The 18,861-nt window shown below is 42.2% G+C and carries 18 protein-coding genes and 1 pseudogene; 13 read left to right on the top strand and 6 right to left on the bottom strand.

All coding sequences use genetic code 11. From position 1 onward, the window contains the following. Nucleotides 1-56 precede the first annotated feature (56 nt). From ACFQ45_RS17440 to ACFQ45_RS17400, 9 genes and pseudogenes are all read left to right on the top strand, one after another. Entirely contained in the window at nucleotides 57-341 is a 285-nt protein-coding gene (locus tag ACFQ45_RS17440; RefSeq protein WP_377370041.1) for an MbcA/ParS/Xre antitoxin family protein, read from the top strand. 125 nt (nucleotides 342-466) lie between these two features. Further along, entirely contained in the window at nucleotides 467-1,060 is a 594-nt protein-coding gene (locus ACFQ45_RS17435) for a class I SAM-dependent methyltransferase (RefSeq protein WP_377370039.1), read from the top strand. A gap of 4 nt (nucleotides 1,061-1,064) precedes the next feature. Next, nucleotides 1,065-2,075: an HNH endonuclease signature motif containing protein gene (locus ACFQ45_RS17430; protein ID WP_377370037.1), complete on the top strand. Its 1,011-nt coding sequence runs from the start codon at nucleotides 1,065-1,067 to the stop codon at nucleotides 2,073-2,075. Between the two features lie 19 nt (nucleotides 2,076-2,094). Further along, nucleotides 2,095-2,400: a hypothetical protein gene (locus ACFQ45_RS17425; RefSeq protein ID WP_377370035.1), complete on the top strand. Its 306-nt coding sequence runs from the start codon at nucleotides 2,095-2,097 to the stop codon at nucleotides 2,398-2,400. A gap of 168 nt (nucleotides 2,401-2,568) precedes the next feature. Then, nucleotides 2,569-3,024: a hypothetical protein gene (locus ACFQ45_RS17420; RefSeq protein WP_377370034.1), complete on the top strand. Its 456-nt coding sequence runs from the start codon at nucleotides 2,569-2,571 to the stop codon at nucleotides 3,022-3,024. 33 nt (nucleotides 3,025-3,057) lie between these two features. Next, nucleotides 3,058-5,298: a S8 family serine peptidase gene (locus tag ACFQ45_RS17415; protein WP_377370032.1), complete on the top strand. Its 2,241-nt coding sequence runs from the start codon at nucleotides 3,058-3,060 to the stop codon at nucleotides 5,296-5,298. 93 nt (nucleotides 5,299-5,391) lie between these two features. Further along, nucleotides 5,392-5,799, top strand: a pseudogene (locus tag ACFQ45_RS17410) (transposase); the annotation flags it as partial. 416 nt (nucleotides 5,800-6,215) lie between these two features. Continuing rightward, a complete protein-coding gene (locus tag ACFQ45_RS17405; RefSeq protein ID WP_377370030.1) occupies nucleotides 6,216-6,992 on the top strand; it encodes an MBL fold metallo-hydrolase in 777 nt (258 codons plus the stop codon). 12 nt (nucleotides 6,993-7,004) lie between these two features. Beyond that, the gene (locus ACFQ45_RS17400; protein ID WP_377370028.1) at nucleotides 7,005-7,406 is read left to right on the top strand and encodes an ester cyclase; all 402 of its coding nucleotides are present in this window, start codon (nucleotides 7,005-7,007) and stop codon (nucleotides 7,404-7,406) included. A gap of 184 nt (nucleotides 7,407-7,590) precedes the next feature. On the opposite strand, the gene ACFQ45_RS17395 is transcribed toward ACFQ45_RS17400, so the two are convergent. The 4 genes from ACFQ45_RS17395 to ACFQ45_RS17380 all read right to left on the bottom strand — a co-directional run bounded on the left by ACFQ45_RS17395 (nucleotide 7,591) and on the right by ACFQ45_RS17380 (nucleotide 13,707). Then, entirely contained in the window at nucleotides 7,591-8,937 is a 1,347-nt protein-coding gene (locus ACFQ45_RS17395) for an aspartate aminotransferase family protein (RefSeq protein WP_377370026.1), read from the bottom strand. A gap of 582 nt (nucleotides 8,938-9,519) precedes the next feature. Then, complete coding sequence (locus tag ACFQ45_RS17390; protein WP_377370024.1) at nucleotides 9,520-10,317, bottom strand: helix-turn-helix domain-containing protein; 798 nt, start codon at nucleotides 10,315-10,317, stop codon at nucleotides 9,520-9,522. A gap of 471 nt (nucleotides 10,318-10,788) precedes the next feature. Then, nucleotides 10,789-12,234 (bottom strand): aldehyde dehydrogenase, encoded by a 1,446-nt coding sequence (locus ACFQ45_RS17385; protein WP_377370022.1) that lies wholly within the window; start codon nucleotides 12,232-12,234, stop codon nucleotides 10,789-10,791. An 81-nt stretch (nucleotides 12,235-12,315) separates the two neighbouring features. Beyond that, nucleotides 12,316-13,707, bottom strand: coding sequence for an APC family permease (locus tag ACFQ45_RS17380; protein ID WP_377370020.1), 1,392 nt, complete (start codon nucleotides 13,705-13,707; stop codon nucleotides 12,316-12,318). A gap of 268 nt (nucleotides 13,708-13,975) precedes the next feature. On the opposite strand from ACFQ45_RS17380, the gene ACFQ45_RS17375 reads away from it, so the two are divergent. After that, nucleotides 13,976-14,947, top strand: a complete 972-nt coding sequence (locus ACFQ45_RS17375) for a GlxA family transcriptional regulator (protein WP_377370018.1) — start codon at nucleotides 13,976-13,978, stop codon at nucleotides 14,945-14,947. Nucleotides 14,948-15,052: 105 nt separating this feature from the next. After that, nucleotides 15,053-15,553 (top strand): isochorismatase family protein, encoded by a 501-nt coding sequence (locus ACFQ45_RS17370; RefSeq protein ID WP_377370016.1) that lies wholly within the window; start codon nucleotides 15,053-15,055, stop codon nucleotides 15,551-15,553. Between the two features lie 43 nt (nucleotides 15,554-15,596). Here ACFQ45_RS17370 and ACFQ45_RS17365 read toward each other — a convergent pair whose 3' ends face one another. Further along, on the bottom strand, nucleotides 15,597-16,529 hold the full coding sequence (locus ACFQ45_RS17365) for a GlxA family transcriptional regulator (RefSeq protein WP_377370014.1): 933 nt from the start codon (nucleotides 16,527-16,529) through the stop codon (nucleotides 15,597-15,599). A gap of 47 nt (nucleotides 16,530-16,576) precedes the next feature. Further along, nucleotides 16,577-17,416, bottom strand: coding sequence for an SDR family oxidoreductase (locus tag ACFQ45_RS17360; RefSeq protein ID WP_377370012.1), 840 nt, complete (start codon nucleotides 17,414-17,416; stop codon nucleotides 16,577-16,579). Between the two features lie 96 nt (nucleotides 17,417-17,512). On the opposite strand from ACFQ45_RS17360, the gene ACFQ45_RS17355 reads away from it, so the two are divergent. Together ACFQ45_RS17355 and ACFQ45_RS17350 are read left to right on the top strand one after the other, a co-directional pair. Next, nucleotides 17,513-17,851, top strand: coding sequence for a winged helix-turn-helix transcriptional regulator (locus tag ACFQ45_RS17355; protein ID WP_377370010.1), 339 nt, complete (start codon nucleotides 17,513-17,515; stop codon nucleotides 17,849-17,851). Between the two features lie 222 nt (nucleotides 17,852-18,073). Then, the gene (locus tag ACFQ45_RS17350; RefSeq protein WP_377370008.1) at nucleotides 18,074-18,796 is read left to right on the top strand and encodes a LysR family transcriptional regulator; all 723 of its coding nucleotides are present in this window, start codon (nucleotides 18,074-18,076) and stop codon (nucleotides 18,794-18,796) included. Nucleotides 18,797-18,861: the final 65 nt, after the last annotated feature.

The following is an 18,861-nucleotide window of genomic DNA, read 5'->3' as shown; positions in this document are numbered from 1 at the left end:
CATAAATACCTCTCAATTAGATCATTTTATCTAACTAAAAGGTGTCTAGCTAACTAGTGGCGATTCAAAACTCAGTAGAAGTGATTGGTAGTTGGCGGGTTTTAGAGCAAAACAATCAAGGAGTATCTTTGGCAAAAGATGTCGAAGAGAATATATCTCATTTAATTGCAATTTACCGACTGACGCAAGCTGTGTTTCCTGGAAAGGAGAGCTCTTGGATTAGGCGTTCGAACCAGTACTTTAATGATCGGAGCCCGTATGCAATTATGCTGAATGGCAAGACTGGAGCTGAGACGGTCAGGTCGTATCTTGAGGCGCTAAGTCAAGATAACTATATGTAACGATATTATCGCAAACCTCAAACTCGGTTCTGAACTGCTGGAATGCTCATATCAAGACAGTACTTCTTGTAAAGGTTAATAGCTGTCTGTAAACATGGATTATATGTCTTCAAGTAAGGGATTAAATGGATCTTAAAGCTAGCACCAACCAATACTATAGCGAGTCCGCTGAGAGCTTTACTGCCAATACGCTGCATGTTGATATGTCTGAGTTTTATCAACGATTTCTTCCTTATATTCCCCCCAATGCGCATATTCTTGACGCGGGCTGCGGTAGTGGACGTGATGCAAAACGCTTTAAATCTTTAGGTTTTCAAGTGGATGCATTCGACGCCAGTCCAGAGTTGGCAGCCATAGCCAGCAAGTTGCTTCAGCTCCCAGTCGTTGTTCAAACCTTTCAGCAATTTGATGGCATTGATTTATATGATGGGATCTGGTGCTGCGCAAGCTTACTACATGTACCTAATTTAGAGCTGAATGATGTGATTAAACGATTACATCGCGCATTGAAATACGAGGGTGTGCTTTATATGTCGTTTAAATATGGAATAGAGGAGCGTGTTAAAGAAGGACGCTTCTTCAATGATCAGACTGAGCAGACGATCCAGCAATACTTATCTGGCTTTCGAGTATTGGATACTTGGGTGACTGGCGATCAGCGGCCAGATCGAGGGTCTGAGCAATGGCTAAATCTGATTGTGCAGAAGCAAGAGCCTTAATAGTATGAAAACCGCGATAGAGTTTATTGCCTACATTCAGCGTTTACTGGTAGAAGGCGATTTTACTGCGACTTACAAATACGCATTGTTGCACGCGATTGCGGATGTCTGCGTCGAAAGCCTTAATGTAACAGTGAATGGTAAGCTTCCTATCTCTTTTGATGTGTTGGCAGATAAAATGCTGCGTTTGTATTGGAATCAAGCGCGTCCATTTGGTGTCCAGTCAAACCAGCAGCAATTACATCAGAACAGTGATTCACAAAAGCAAATAGCGATCATCACGGCAGTGCAAAGCATCCAGAAAACTGGGCTTTATAACATCAATCAGCTTTATAAAAGCCCTCATTACAAAACGGTTCACAGTGTCGCTAAAACCGCGCTTAAAAATGGCCCACTTTGGCGCCTACAAATTTTAGCTAAAAAAGAAGAGTGCTTTTTATACCCGCACGATAAAAGCCAGAGGCATATTGAATTAAACGCAGGCATGGCAGGATACTTTCGTGAGTTTTATCACCTAATAACCTACCTTGCTCGTGCCGCTTGGATCGACAAAATCATTTCGTTTAAGCACAACCAATATCTTGTTGGCGCTCAAGCTAATTTACCAGAATTCCTGTTTGGGCATGATCGTAAGGCCTTGGCCTACGCTAAACCACTACTGCAAGAAATACAGAAAGACAGCTGCTTTTATTGTGGTAAGAAGCTCGATCAGCACTCAGAAGTTGACCACTTTATTCCTTTTGCAAAATATGCGTTCGACCTTGGGCATAACTTTGTGCTCGCGGATCGTGCTTGCAATAACAGCAAGCGCGATTACCTCGCAAGTTATGAGCATAAATATAAATGGGAAGAGAATAACCTCGTTAATCATGCGCAGTTGATCACTGCGGAATTGGCCAGTTATGTAGAGTGCGATACTGAAAAATCTATTGCGGTGTCAGATTGGGCTTACCAAATTGCTCGGAACAGTGCATCGAACTTATGGCAGAGTAAGGGTGAATTTAGACTAGCGTGACTGTATGTAAGGAGATGAAATGTTCTATATCGGTGTTATGCATTATTTTGCGACTGGGGAGGGCGTTACACTTTATGTCGTCAGTGGGAACGAGGATTCAATAAAGGAAGCTATTCCAGAGTACTTCCATCGAGTGCTATTGATATTAACACCTTCAGATTGGCTTAAAGCAGCTGAAGGAGATTGTGTCGATGAGTACCAAAAATATAAGGCTGAAGTCCTTAAAGCTAATTTGCCTTTGTTGTGGAAGCAGATTGAAGAAATGGCTTCAGGCAGAGAATTCAATTTGGAGTTTTCTATGGAGTATCATTTTAACTATGCCTAGTGATCGGTTTATTGCTCACATCTGAAATAAGTTGTTTCGAAGGTTCTTCGATGACCTTAAAGAAGTATAATTATATTACGCTCTCAGATCACTTCGATATACTGTGCATCTATTTTCTGAAATTACGGAATCAGTACAAGCGGAAGTTTTATTTTTTGGATTAATGATATGGATATCAAACAATGGGGAACACCGAACCCAAGTTGGCTGATTGAGTTATTGCTTTACTGGGAAGGGCATATCAATTCTCGTGCTCTCACTGATATCTTTGACGTCACCCGTCAAACCGCTGGCAAGTGGATCAAAGCCTACCATACAGAGACAGGCTTAACGGTCGACTACCAAGCTTCTAGCAAAGCATTTCATGCGCCTATTTTTCATACCCAACGTTACATCTCAGGTGCCATTGATGAATACCTAGACTGGCGTCAGCTGGGGCTGTTTCCTAACCGCAGCGCAGAAACACGAGCCACAGATGCTCAAGTTGTTACGCGTATTATGATGCCGCGCCGCTTTGTTGCGCCGGAAGTCATGCGCCCACTGATCCAAGCCTTAGATACACGCACTGCTGCCGATGCTAATTATCTTTCTATAAGTGGTAGTGCCGCTCAAGAGCGTTGTTAATATGTTTCTGAATACTAACGAAAAGTATTTCAAATGTTTAAGCTAATGCTTTTATTATTAACTCCAATTGTAATCGTCGGGTGCGGTGGCGGCGGGAGCTCCGAAGAAGGATCAACTACAGCCACCTATAAAGCCGAATTAATTTCTTCTGGTTGGGATTGTGGCCCAACTGATACTAGCTGCTACAAAGTTCAAAACGCAGCATTGCTTACGACTTCGATTTACACCAAAGATGTTTCATCTGAGCAGTTAGATAATAGTGACACCTTGATGAATTTTGCCATCGAAAGCGTCTCAAGCTCCCTTAAACTGCTAGCCTCTTGTTCGACAGTTCAAGCGAAATCAACTGTAAAGTACACTTGCTATGTAGATGATGAACAAGCTTCAGTGGCGTCTTCAAACATATCTGAATTAGAAATGGAGTTATCAGTTAAAGAGATCGATAACGATGCCAATGGCTTACCATTCTCTGTTTCATCAACCAAAACAATTCTAGATGCAAGTAATTTGCCTAGTTACCTGTCCACATCTTTGGCGCGTACCTTAAGAAAATCTTACTATGAACATGCGGGCTATCAATGCGGTGAGGATGATTGCTACAAGCTAACTAGTACACTTAGCGCCAATATCAAGTTGACTGAGTATGATACTGCCGAGAAGTGCACTCTGTCTGATGGCGCTTGTGGCTCTGTTGCAGCCATTGAGTGGGCCATGAATCTTTCTGACTTTATTGATGAATTCAAAGACTCTGGACTGCTTGTATACAGCGCCCCTATTACCCCCTTTGAAGTGAGCTGTGCATACGAGCTTAAGAATGCAATTTACTGCATTAGTAAATTTCGCTTGAACTCGTCTAGCTCTACTGTTTCGACAGTAGCATCGAAGGTAGAACTAGCCCCTGAGGTAAGTGAGCCAACCACAGCATCACAGTTTACGTTTACCGGGGAAGGGAAATCATTTAGCGAACTTCAAGATCGTAACGTGAACTCCATTGTCTTAAACAACTTTAAAGACTCGCTATTTTCCGAATATTACCTAGGCACTATTCTTCCTGATTTACCTGTAATCCCATCTGACGACTTTGCTGCAAATCTTCCAACAGAGGTAACAAATAAACTTCAGAGCTTTCGTACCAATGATAACTGGGGTGGAACAAGTAATATCGAGGATGCGCGGGCTCCAGCATGCTTCGCCAGGCACATACCTAGCAGTCTAACTCCTGACGCATGGATATCCTGCTATGCATTCGAATCAGACACCACGGTGCATGAGTGCACAGCCCACTTGAATTTGGGCTCAATGGACTGCTCCACTCTAACCGGTTCAGAACTACCGTATTATGAGGCTAACTTTGACCAAATGCTGGAATTTCATGGCTTTGATTACGGTTATGACGATCTTGGAGTGGCCCATTCAAGCAGCTACCCCATTGTAGTTGTGGACAGCGGATGTGAAATTGGAAATGACCATGTTAGCTCTCGAATTTCACAGTCAGGTGTTTACTACACAAATAGCGGGAACAACCAATTGCAGTATTCATCGACCACTAGCGAAGGTGCAATGCGTTTCGATTTGGATCCATCATACTGGGAGTCTCATGGCAGCGCACATTGCACCAATATAATGGGGGTAACTTCTACTAACGAGGGGGCTTATCTAAATGTTGTGAATGTTCTGGATGGCATCGGCGCATCTGTCCCAACTTTGAAAGCAAAAATGGAATCCACCTTTGGGGCTGATGCGTTACTAGCGAAAAGTTCTCGAGTGCCGCTAGGGGAGTCCTATAACACAGTATTCGCGGCCTCTAGCTCCAATCAACTTTTAGTAAACAGTGGAGGTAATAGCAGTGAAGATTGGTCTGACCTTGTGATAGTTGCTGATGTTGAATCGATAGAATCTGCAGTCATAGTTGGTTCGGTTGGCTGGGGGAAAGAGTTATCTGACTTCTCAGCGGTTCCAGGGGAGAATGCTTCAATTCAGTTACGCTGGATTACGGCGTTAGGTGAGAATATTGTGACAGCGGCCAGTGTTTCGAATACCTCTAAGAGCATCATTAAAACTGACGGGACCAGTCTTGCGAACCAATTTGTATCTCGTGCATTAGATTTGGCCAAGAGTTATTGCACCAAACTAAACTATCGCGACCTCGCACAGGTAATGCTTAACACTGCTGATCATGATTTTGACGGTTACAATGCTGAGGAATACGGGCAAGGGATATTGGATGTTAAATCCATGATGACTAAGCTGCAGGGGGATGGTTGCTCAATTTAAATGTAAAAGCCCGCGGGCTTTTTAATGACTTAGTAAACTGATTGCCCGTCAGCCGACGCAAGGGAAAATGATGACCAGTTGGTACGCCATCCATACTCTCGGATCCGGACGCCCGCCAATGATCACGATTTAAACCAGATGACGGAACTTCTTCATGGCGATGAGTCATTTGTATCGGCGGACTCAGGCTACCGTGGCGTAGAAAAGCGTGCTGAAACCCAGGACCGGAAAGTCGATTGGTTAGTGGCTGAGATGCCTAGCAAGATACGCTCTTGGAAGAAGCATCCTCGCATAAATAAGCAGCTGATCCGAACGGAATACCTAAAGGCGAGTATCAGAGCGAAAGTAGAGCATCCGTTTAGAATATTGAAATGTCAGTTTGGGTTTCGCAAAGTCGTCTACAAAGGCCTGTCTAAAAATGACAACAAGCTCGCGGTGTTGTTTGCGCTTGGAAATTTGTTACGAGTGGATCAGATGATACGGTCTTCGCAGGGGGAATCCGTCCAAATAACGGGTTTAAGGTGCTTGAAGTGCCATAAAAGCGGGAAACTGCGGCTAATTAACTCTTTTGAAGCGTTGCAGGCGGGTGAATCAAGTCAGATCAAAATTCTCTGACTTATTCGTATGTTCCAAAAAGCGTTAAACCATCTTTTGAATTCCTAAAAACGGTTTCAAAACCAGTACTGTCGTTTACCGTCAATGGCACCTCTCATTAGACAGCTTTTAGATGAAATCTAGAGTGCAAGCATAGTTGAAAAAACAGGTTAATTTGCGTGATGAACGAAGATTTCATAGCAATGGCTATACTTGTCCCAATACTATCTTTGTATGTCCTTATAGCCACTTATTGGCATTTGTTAAATCCCATAGAATGTCCACATTGAATATCAAAACAGGCAAATTTCTGGAGACATTCTATGAAAATCACACAAATCCGAAATGCAACACAAGTTATTGAATACGCAGGCAAGACATTCCTAATCGATCCATTCCTGGCGCCAAAAGGCATGTACCCAGGCTTTGAGGGCACGGCCAATTCACACCTACGCAACCCATTAGTTGAGCTGCCGATGACGATTGAGAAAATCATTGCTGTGGATGCGGTCTTGTTAACGCACACTCACCCAGATCATTGGGATGAGACAGCTGTTAATGTGATCCCGAAAGATCAACTGATTTTCGTGCAGCACGAAGGCGATGAGTCTATCTTGCGTTCACAAGGGTTTACGAATCTACAAATCTTCTCTGAAAAGACAGATTTTTACGGCATTTCATTCACACGTACCTTCTGTCAACATGGCTCAGAAGCGGCGTTTGAACATGAGCAAATGGCTGAGATCTTAGGCGAAGTTACGGGCGTGATTTTTAATCACGCCGACGAAGATAAGCTGTATATCGTTGGTGACACTATTTGGGTGCCACAGGTAGAAGAGATAATGAAGCAAGAGCAACCAGGTGTCGTAGTTCTCAACACGGGTTGGGCGCATGTATTAGGCTTTGGTCCGATTATCATGGGCAAAGAAGACGTGTTGAAAACTCATAATGTTCTACCGGAAGCTAAAATTGTCGCGACTCACATGGGCGCAGTTAATCACGCTTTGGTGACCACAAAAGAGATGAGTGATTACGTATCAGCATTGTCGCTCAATGACTTCGTCTTTGTACCAGAAGACGGCGAAACAGTTTCACTATAAAGGAAGACTATTATGACTACTGAACAAAATGTTGCACTGGTTAAGGCTTTTTATCAGCATATCGAAGATAACAATTATGAGGCGGTTGCCGCATTGTGTCACGATGACTTCGTGTTCTATTCGCAAGTGGATAAGCCATTAGACTTGCATGGCTTCTTGGCGCAAGAGAAAGGCAATATGGATGGTTATCCAGGCTTTACCTTCCGAGTTCATGAAGCCATTGCTCATGATGACAAAGTTGCCTGTTACATGATTTTCGAAGGGGTGAACACAGCGCCCATACACGATCTGGCGCCAACTAATAAGCCTGTGCGTTTCTCTTTGATGATGTTGATGACCATCAAAGACGGCAAGATCATCGAAAAGCGCGCGCATTTTGATCATGCGGATATTAGTCGCCAGCTACAAGGCTAATTGCCGCTAGCGTGCGTTAGGGCAATGGACTTCCATTGCCCTAAGTGGGTTAATCGGGGAGCACCAATACTGCATATTGGTCTTTACCTTACCGTAAGCGCCTTTGGTCACGTTACAACTGAACTCAGATTTCTGGGCGCTTACATCTTAGTCAAAACTTAATAGTTTGATTTAGCTATTTACATTATTCACTAAAAATCGCCGACACAACTTCTTTGGTTGCTTCAATGAATCCATCAATATCTTCATCTGTCATCGCTAATGAAAGTGATAGCTGGCCTCTATGCACAGGGAAATAACCTTTTTGCGCCATTTCTAAGGAATAAATCAAAATCTTATCGTTATCAACCAGGTTCCAAAAATCACGGTGTGTTGTGATCTCACTTTCCAAATCATGAGTGAAAGCATACCCAAGAAATGAAAACCCTGCACCGTAAATCATGAATGGATATGAATGCAATTTAGCCCAGGAATTTAAGTCCTCTTTGATTCTATTGGATAACGAATTTAGGCGATCAAAGGCTGCTTCATTCATCACTTCTAGACATTTTGCGCCAGCAACAGTTGCTAGCAAATGACCATGATGTGTTCCTGAGATTTGTACTGTGTCAGATTCCAGGACTTCAAAGAATTTCGCTTGCCCACCTACTGCACCGATTGGAAGGCCGCCACCGATCATTTTTCCCATGATTGTAAGATCAGGCAATAGATCATATACATGCTGCATGCCGCGATAGTGCGCGCGTAATGTAATAGTTTCGTCTAAGATTAGCAGGATATTAAGCTCTTTTGTGAGCGCGCGGATACCTGCAACAAAGTCTGGATCCAGTACTACAATACCACCAGCACCGGATTGGAGCTCCATGAAAATGCATGCTATCTCATTCGCATGAGCCCTTATAATTTTCTCACAAGCATCTAAATCATTCTGCTTTAGAATAATTGTATTGTCTACTTTGTATTGAGGTATGCCTCCAGAATCGGCTACTGATTGGGGGGCATCTGATTGGCCAGACAATTTGTCATGTGGTGGATGCGCAGAAATGGCTAGATCATCAATAAAGCCATGATAGCCACCTTCAAATTTGGCAATCTTAGCTTTACCTGTATGGGCGCGTGCAATGCGAGCTGCGGTAATACAAGACTCACTAGCTGAACAAGAAAATTTTACTTTTTCAACAGAAGCTATCCGGCTGCATAGGGTTTCGGCCAACTTAACTTCATGATTAGAAGGGTTGCCAAAAGAGATACCATTTGGAAGAGCCTCTTGTAAGGCCTTAGTGATTTCAGGATGGTTGTGACCAAGGATATTTACAGTAAAGTTATTATTTAAGTCAAGAAGTTTTTCACCCTCAATCGTATAAATGTAAGCACCTTCTCCGCGTTCAACGAAGATTCCATGAGGGCCATAGTTAAAGGTTTTACGGCTAAATCCACCCGGAATAGAGCGTTTTGCGTTCTCAGTTTCTTTTTTTGACTTGGAAAAGCGTGCTGAAAAGCGCTCAATACTGTCATCTAATTGAATACTCATTTGTTGTTCCTATTAGTTCAATAGTAATTTTGATAGATTAATATCGCACGTGAGAAAAAATCGTGATTGTAAAAATCATGACTAGGGATTTTGGTTTACAATGGAGGGGGTTAAATGATTATACTTCAACTAACTGAAGTGTTTTAATATTTTATGGGTATTAGGCTTATAGGCTTATCGATAATTTCTCATTGATTTTATGATTAGATATCATTAATTTGAATATTAACGCTCTTTTTAATTTTTGAGTATTATAAAGGGCTACACCGACCATAGGATTTATCGTATTCTCAGCGTTTAATTGATTTAGTAATACCAATTCTTTCTAGATATTGATCAATGTTTACTGGTTTTAATATGGTTGTTAATTTTGCATTATAAAATTATTAGTTTTATTGAGTTTTATTGAGTTTTATTGAGTTTTATTGAGTTTTATTGAGTTTTATTGAGTTTTATTGGCATAAGTTATATGGATTTAGAGCTATATTGGATTCTAATAAAGTGGATTTAATGATTATTAGAAAGCCTCAATCATGTGAGTAATTTTTCTTCTTACTATCCAGTTTCTTTAAATATAAGAAGTTATAGTGAGTGAAAAAACTCTTGTAATTGAGTAGGCGTAAAAGATGTGAATTCTTTAAATTCATTAATGAAATGTGCTTGATCATAATAACCGGATTCAGATGCAATACCTGTTAAATTAGTTTTTGAAGATTCTTTAAATAGATTTAAACAGCTCTGAAAACGCACAACCCTTGCGTAGTGTTTAGGAGATACTCCTGTTTCCTTCAAAAAACATTTGTATATGTAATTTGAGGTATAATGAGTCAATTCAGACAGCTCCTTCATCTTTAGTTCTCCATTTTTCTTGTGTATATATTCAAGAACGAAAGAGACCAGTGAAGAGGTAGGGGTGTCATCATTAATATTTAAATTTAGATACTCTTCAAATAGAAAAACTTTTTCCTTAAATGATCTTGAGTTTATAAATCCTTCTTTTAATTTTTCAACATCTTTTAATATATTATTGGATTCAATGCAATCCTCAGTTATAATATCAATTGGCAGGTCAATAAGTTTATTTGCAGTACCTGGCTTCAATCGTACCCCAAAATAACTACAACCTTGATTAAACCTTCGAAGTGTTGCCTTTTTAACAGCTCCACATACATGAGAATCAACAGAACTGTCAGAGATTTTGAATAGAATATCTATCGTACCATCTGGCACAATTACAATTTTTTGATCCGCATCTTTGGATACCTCATGTGTATAGTATTGCGCACATGCTCTAGAGAATGGCGTGACTTGATGATGAAAACCTAGTGTCGTAAATTCAACAAGTGGTTGAGCAGGAAGAAAGCCATTTTTTTTAATCATACTAGTCCACCGAAAAGAAGATAAATATAAAGAAAAAATAAAGCCAGAATCAAGGGGGCAATTAATTTTTCTCCAAAACATCATTTTTTAAGCCATAAGCTCAAGTGTAAATAAAATTCTAGTAAAACGCATTACAATTAACTTAGAGGTTGTTGCTTTAAATTAGGTAGAACTACATATACCGTCCCCATCTAATAACCAGGGTTGATGCAATTAAGTCTGACAAGACGATGATAGATAAATATTATTGACGACCATTGCCAGAATTTGAAATAAATTACTAATTTCGAGCATCAAACCCTTGTAAAGAATCAGCGCATCCATCTAACCAATGAAGCTCTTTGCCAAACACTAGCAGATTCGATGTTTACCAAAGAGCTTCTTTATAGCGGATAGGGATCCTTAAAGGCTTAAGTTGGCAAGATTGTGTTATATTGCCGACCTAATCTCATTTTCCTAGGTTTTTATTGTTTAAAATGGATAGTGCTGGTTAGAATCTTCTATTGTGATCCAACGAATATCAGTGAATTCCTCTACACCTGACTTTCCGCCGAAACGTCCATAACCAGAGTCCCCAACACCACCGAATGGCATATGTGGTTCATCAGCAACGGTTGAGCCATTAATATGACAAATGCCACTATTTATTGCATTAGCACATTTTAATGCGCGGTTTATATCTTGGGAGAAAACCGCTGAAGATAGACCGTAGTTTGTGTCGTTTGCCACTTGAATGGCCTCTTCGTCATCTTTGACTCGGATAATCGATTTTACTGGACCGAAGCTTTCTTCGCGATAAATTCGCATTGAACTGTCTACGCAATCTAATAGAGTTGGTGCAAAAATAGAACCTCGACTTTCGCCACCACAAAGTAATTTTGCGCCTTTAGCGACAGCATCCTTGATCATTTCGTTCATTTTATCAGACACATCTGGATTGACTAATGATCCAAGTATCACATGATCACGAGGATCTCCCCATGACAACTTTGAAGCTTTTATTGTGAATTTTTTGACAAACTCATCGGCTATACAGCTCTCCACAATCACGCGTTCTGTGGACATGCAGATCTGCCCTTGGTTCATAAAAGCACCGAAAACAGCAGCATTGACAGCTCCTTCTATGTCGGCATCGGATAGAACAACTAATGGTGCCTTACCGCCGAGTTCGAGCAGAGCTGGCTTTAAGTTTTCTCCTGCAATGCTACCAATAATACGACCAACTGCGCTTGACCCTGTGAAATTTACATGACGAACCTGTGGCGCTTCGATTAGTGCTTTGACGATTACTGATGCATCACTTGGGTCATTGGATACGAAATTAACCACACCCGGCGGGAAGCCAGCTTGTAGAAAGCAATCAATAGTCAGTCGATGAGTCAATGGGCAGAACTCAGAGCTCTTTAGAATAACTGTGTTACCACATGCCAAAGGTGTAGCGATAGCGCGAGAGCCTAAAATGATTGGGGCATTCCAGGGCGCCATTGCTAAACATACGCCTTTAGGGGTTCTTATTGACATGGCTAGAGTGCCAGGTTTGTTTGAAGGTATAACCTCACCGCCCACATTAGTTGTTAATGCAGCAGCTTCACGGATATGATTTGCAGCAAGCATGACATTAAATTGCGCCCATTGAGTAGTCGAGCCTGTTTCATTGATCATTGCTTGGACAAACTCTTCTTGCTTAGTTTCCATGATATCAGCAGTGCGGTTTAATAAGATACGGCGATCAGCAGGCGAAGCATGAGACCAATTTTGAAAGGCATCATTAGCAGCTTGTGTGACAACTTTTATATCATCGAGTGTAGCGGCCGAACATATTGACGCAATCTCCCCAGTGACTGGGTTTATGCGTTTATACTCTTTTTGATTGCTGGCAGCACAGTCCTGCCCCCCAATACTTAATAATATAGTCATAATTTAATCATCCTTTTTTTGTTTTGTTTTTTTTGTTTGAAGAATGGTTTCTAAAATTTTGTCATCAATGATATTGAAATTTTAAAATAAATTTTTCTCTGCTCTATTAATATCAAGTAGTTTTTCATTATCGAAACCTTCCGATTGGAAAAGTCTTTTTTTCATTTTTAGCTTCACCCATGTGGCTGAATATATAATAAGAATTGACAGAACAATAAAAAATATTTTATAGACAGTAGCGCGCTGATCTAAATCGTCTGAGATGTTGATTACCATAAAAATACTGCCTAATATACCAATAATCTGCGGTATTCCCATAAAACTAAGGATTTTGTTACGTTTGGCTGTAGGATATTTCAACTTTAAAGTTAAGACGTTTAAATGAGCTATGACATAAGCTATTAGCCAAAAACATGATGCAGATAGAAGAAGAATAACGAACTCATCAGTTGTCCCAGCGCCCATACCTGAAATAGCAAGAAGTATTATTGTTTGTATAAGCATTATGACATATGGAGAACCATGTTGATTTGTTTTCGCCAATACAGAAGGTAATAGGCCATCCTTTGCCATACCATGGAAAATACGTGCACCTGCTGCATACATAGTGTTCAGTGTGCTAATAGCAGCAATAAGAGATAATGCCCCCATCCAGTATTTACCTAGAGTACCAAACATCTTTTCTGCAAATAAAAGGTGTGGTGTATTTGAGCTCAATAACAGGTTGAGATCTACATAGTTTGCAATTCCTAGACCCAGTAATGTTTGTACAGAAAACAATAAAACAAGCCCCGTAAGCATTCCAAATAGAAGGTTTCGTTTCGGATTTTTAATAGATTTTGCTAAAGGAATGGCAAATTCAATACCAATAAAAAGCCAAAAAGCTAACGCACTCAAACCTATCAAAGGTAAGAATCCGGTAATAGCAGGAGAGCTTTGTTGATTAGCAGGAATGACCTCGCCAGGAGCAATTTTCAATACACCCATGATGCCCATTATGAGCAGTGAGCCTACTAGAAAGATAACTACTAGGTTTTGAAGCTTCGCAAAAAAATTAATTCCTAGTAGGTTTATTACTAACAAGAAAATCATAATTGCTAGAGAAATCAAAAAAGGGTTTACACCCGGAATGAAAATTTCTGTTACAACCATACCAAGCATTGAAGTTTCGATAGTGTTTGCTAGTAGAATACAGATCGCATAAGAAGAGATTGTTGAGATAATGGAAACAAATGGACCGAAAGTAGCTAAATTAAACTGCCCTAAACCACCATAGTATTGTGGCATAAGTGAATATAATTCTAAAAATGTAAAAGCCACAGCAGTATTTATAAGCAATGCAATGAGCATAGGGATGTACAAGTCCTTCCCTGCAAGCCCTGTTAACTGAGCAAGAATAACCAAACAACTAGAAGCGACTATTAGCCCTACACTTGCAGCAGTTACACTGCCACATCCAAGTTTTCTTTCCATTACATGTTCCTCTATTTCATTATTTGCGACTTTATTTTTTATGTTTGACCTACTCCTAGTGGAGTAAAACTAAAGTCTTATTTTTAATAAAATGAAACATGACATACAAAATATAAGAAGCATTGGAAAAATCATGACTAATCGCAGCTAAGAAGGCTAAGCACTTTGATCATGTAGACGTTACTGGCTAGCTAAAAGGTTAATGTCACTCGCGTCCGTCAGGGCAATGGACTACCATTGCCCTGAACGGGTTAACCGCGGAGCACTCATGCCACACACCGAACTCTCCCATACTCCTCATGTTGCTGTGATCGTCTTTAACGATTTCAGCTCTTACCACACCTCGGTTCCGGGTATCGTGTTCAGTTCACGGACACTCAATGAAACCTTATTTGAGTTAACATTTGTCGCCGGTGAAGCGGGGTCGATTGTGTCCGATATTGGCATGGAAATGCAGGCTGAGTTGGACCTGAGTGTATTGCAAAGCGCCGATATTATTATCGTGCCCTATTGGCGCAGTGCCGATGAGCGGCCGAATCAAACCATCATGGAGGCTTTGTGCAGCGCGCACGCGCGAGGCGCTTTGGTGGTTGGTCTCTGTTTAGGCGCTTATGTGCTGGCTTATGCAGGCTTATTGACAGGCAAACGCTCGGCCACCCATTGGGAGCTGGAGCGTGATTTCACCCAGCGTTTTCCTGAAGTCAAACTTGATACCAACGCGCTCTATGTCGAAGACGAGGGCGTGATTACCTCAGCAGGTACAGCCGCGGGCATGGACTGTTGCCTGTATATCTTCCGCAAATATTACAGTGGTACGGTTGCCAATCGATTGGCACGGCGTTTGGTGGTGCCGCCATATCGAGGTGGTGGCCAGGCACAATTTATTGACCAGCCCATTCCTATCACGACATCAGATGTGCGCATTAATGAGCTGATGACCAAGATCCGCCAAAACATCGGTAAGAGATACACCCTCGATGAGCTAGCTGACTCGGTGATGATGACGCGCCGCACGTTCACGCGTAAATTTCATAAAGCCACTGGTATGGCGTTTGGGGAATGGCTAGCAAGTGAGCGCCTTACCTTAGCGCAAGACCTCCTTGAGTCCACAGAACTGCCCATTGAAACCATTGTTGATCGGATAGGCTTTAGTTCAGTGCTGACATTTCGTAATAAATTCAAAGAACGCTTCTCAGTGACACCAAACCATTGGCGTAAAACTTTCCATCATGATATTTAGCTGTCGTATTTGGCTTCATATATGTCATATGCGACACTGTTTCGGGATGGCAAAACAGGGCAAATTAATCAGCATAACGTGAAACCAAATGAGAGGATGAAAAGTATGAGCAAAACAGCCCTAATTGTTGTCGATGTACAGAACGAGTATTTCCCGCACGGTAACTACCCGCAACACGGAGTAGAAGAAGCGCTGCAATCTGTAAAGCAGGCCATTGCCCACGCTCACGCCCATGATTGGTCGGTGGTGTTGGTGCAACACTTCATGCCAGAAGGTGCTCCGCTTTTCCAAGCCGGTACAGATAATGTTGCGATTCATGCAGAGGTATTGGCCGCAGCCCCTGATGCGCCTGTGGTTCAGAAATACCATGCGGACAGTTTTTTTGAAACCAATCTCGAAGAGGTCTTGAAAGAGCAGGGTGCTGAGAGCATCGTTATCTGCGGCATCATGACGCAAAACTGTGTGGCGTACACTGCGATCTCTCCAGATGCAGCATCATACGATGTGAAAGTGTTGCCAGCAGCGTGTTGTGCTCCCGATCCTGTGGTGCACGGTGCTGCCCTTGAGGCGATCCGAGACCGCGGTGTGGCGTTTACCGAACTATAACTTTGAGTGCCTTAGATACCATAGGTCAATGCTCTTATGGTGTCTAACCGAAGCGTTTGCGAAAGGCTTGTGGTGTTAGACCAATGATTTTAATAAACGCTTTGCGACACGCCCCCACATCGTCATAACCTACTTTTCCAGCAATCGACTCAAAAGATTGACGACTAGACTCTAATAACTCGCAGGCTTTTTGAATGCGCACTCGTTGAATGTACAGTTGCGGAGATAAGCCAGTCGCTTTAGTGAAGCGTCGTTGCAACGTGCGAACCGTGGTATTAATCCTTTGGGCTAACTCGGTAATTTTTAGTGGTTGATCACAATTGTCTTGAATAAGGTGCTGCAACTGTATGATATCGACATCGCCATGGGTGAGGTTCGGTACGAACTGTTGATAATAGCGCTGCTCTCGTTGTCCAGTATCGACCACTAGCATCTTGCCTAATTGGCGCATCAGCTTAGGAGAGGCTTGCTGAGCAATAATTTCTAACCCCAAATCGACCCATGACATCATGCCACCGGCAGAGATGATGTCTCCCTCATTGATTAAAATGGCCTCACTTTGTAAGGCGATGCCAGGGAAGTGGTCTTGAAACGTATCGACCAGAGCCCAGTGAGTCGTCACTTTCTTATGTCGTAGCAATCCGGTATGGGCCAACAAAAAAGTGCCCGCGCACACAGAGGTTAGGATTGCCCCATGTTGATGTTGGTACCTCAGCCATTTTGATAAAGCGGGGTCTGATACCATATCAAAACCCCGTTTTAGACTTGGCGGTAAGATCACCACTTGAAACAAAGGCAATGAAGCGCGTGTTTCAAATGTCTCTGGCCACTCCAACGTCTGATATACAAACGTGGTAGCTTCTATGTCCGAGTTTCTACTGAGCTTAGAGGCGAGGGTGAACATCTCTTCAAGACCTTGAACCGTCGACTTTAAACAATCTGGATACGCGACAATGGCAATCGATACCTCAGCCATAAAGACCTCTATTTATACAAATAAATATCGTCTCATAGAATGTGGATTTAGGCGATGTCAGCAAGCCATTTTGCTACGCTGCGAGGTCGCAGACCAATTTTTGACTGAGCACTAGTTTCATAATGGATCGCCGAGTCTGATGTTTGTGCTTTGGCTTCGTAACCTGACACTACTTCGTCAGCGGCAGCACGGCCAAATAGTGTGGCTAAACGATCGCCAAATTCAGCCGGTGATAGAGCATCAAAGCGCACGGTTTTTCCGAAATGCTCGCTGAATGCTGTAGCAAGCTCTGTTCCGGTGATAGCCGGCAACATACCGACTTCTACTATACCGATTACTGTGCTGTCTTGTAGCAAATGTGCTGTTACGTCGGCGATGTCCAAATGTGAACACCAAGACACAGGGTAGTCCTCTCTTAGCGGGTAAGGCAGTACTCCCTCTTTTCTGACAGGCTCCATTACAATCGGCAACAACAAGTTTTCAAGGTAAAGCTGAGGTGCAATCACCGCGGTCGGGACGCCTGTGGCGGTGACCTTCTCAATCAAGGTTGGTAAGGCACTGGTATCGCCCTCAACACCAAGTTTCCAACCACTGGTAGAGATCACCACACGCCCAGGTTCTGCTCTCTCAATCGCTTCGGCAATATTATTAGCATATGTTTGTCGAGCGCTTTCTGGGCCTAGCGGTAGGTGCACAAAAATGCCGTCTGCGCCAGAGTAGGCAGCAACAAGGGACTCTATTGAGGCTAAGTCGACTTCGACTCCCTGGCTTGCATTGATGCTATCTAGGTGACGTACAGCAGCGAGCGCATTTTTCCCTTTATGGATTAATTGATCAAAAAGTGGTTTGCCTTGAGCGCCTGTTGCACCGTGAATAATATATTTCATGCTTAAATCCTATTAGTTAATTATTTGATCTATTAATAGTTTCATACAAGAATCAGTTACGTAAAATGCACTAATAGAATTTTTAGAGAGGTTAAAATGAAACAAAGTCGGCAAGAGCCTTGTTGTGGTATAGCACGTTTTCTTACTTTACTAGATGGCCCTTGGTCCACTCTTATTGTTCGAGAGTTGTTAAAGGGGCCGATGCGTTTTACTGAATTGCGGGCAGCTTTGGAGGGGATTAGCGCCCATACCTTGACCAATCGCTTGAAGCAGTTCGAAGTTAATGGCATTGTGATTCGTACGGCGTATGCAGAGACGCCTCCAAGAGTGGTATACCAATTGACCCCTTTGGGTGAGAGCTTACAAGAAGTGCTTGAAGCAATGCGTGAGTGGGGAGACTCTGTGCCCAATTATACTTACCTTCGTACAAGTTGATTCGACATCATAGTGTATGTCTGAAGATCCAAAAGATTGAACTAGAGATTGTTAAGAGCCTACCTAATCAATGATCAGCTAAAGCTAAAAATCGGATGTTAGGGTAGAAGTTCAGCCTATTGGCTGCTTAATCCGTTATTACACTAAATACATTTGTAAGTACGCTAGTTCTTTAAGCTAGCAACAGTGGTATAAGATTTTATAGAACTTTAGGAACACCATATGTCAATTCACATTGAGCCAGATCAAATCTTGGTCAAAATGCCTTCACTTAGAGCTGTCAAATCATTCGTTGCCGCCGCAAAGTATCAAAATTTCACGCGTGCTGCGGAATCATTGTGTGTGACACAAGCCGCGATCAGTCGGCAGATAAGAGAATTAGAGGCAGCATTAGGTGTAGAGCTTTTTATTCGATCTGGCCGGACAGTGGAACTTACGAGAGCTGGCTCAATGTTTTACGATGCGGCCTATCTATCATTTGTAAACATTGCCCAAGCAGCCCAGCGAATTCAAAATACTCAAAAGCAAAAAAAAGAGCTTAGAGTTTGTTGTTCGCCTGCTTTTTCAGCGCTTTGGTTATCTAAATACTTGGGTGAATTTTTGACGGACAATCCAGATATTAACGTCAGTGTTGTCACCACCAGTAACCTTCTAAATGTTGGTCCAGTTGAGCCGGGCGCAACACCGGATATATTCATTAGTAAAATTAATGACCCTAGGGAAGACTATACTGCCATCCCAATTTTCCATGATATTGTCTACCCTGTGTGTTCGCCAGCCTATTTAGAAAAACATCCTGAAGTAGCTAAGCTAAAAAATTTACCAGACACTAGTCTTTTGAATCTCACTCCCTATGGCCGCTCTCAAGTAGCGGAGCATGTAGATTGGGATGTATGGCTAAGGACTTATGGTTTTGAGATTGACCTAAATCAGCAAGCGCATTGAATCGCCACTAGTTCAGTAGACACTTCTCAGTCATCTTTTCGAACAGTTTCTCATACTCAACAGGT

It is taken from the genome of Rhodanobacter aciditrophus (assembly GCF_042679525.1).
GTDB lineage: Bacteria > Pseudomonadota > Gammaproteobacteria > Pseudomonadales > Marinomonadaceae > Marinomonas > Marinomonas aciditrophus.
The sequence above is the reverse complement of the archived record's forward strand: the minus strand, read 5'-3'. Positions and strand labels throughout refer to the sequence as shown.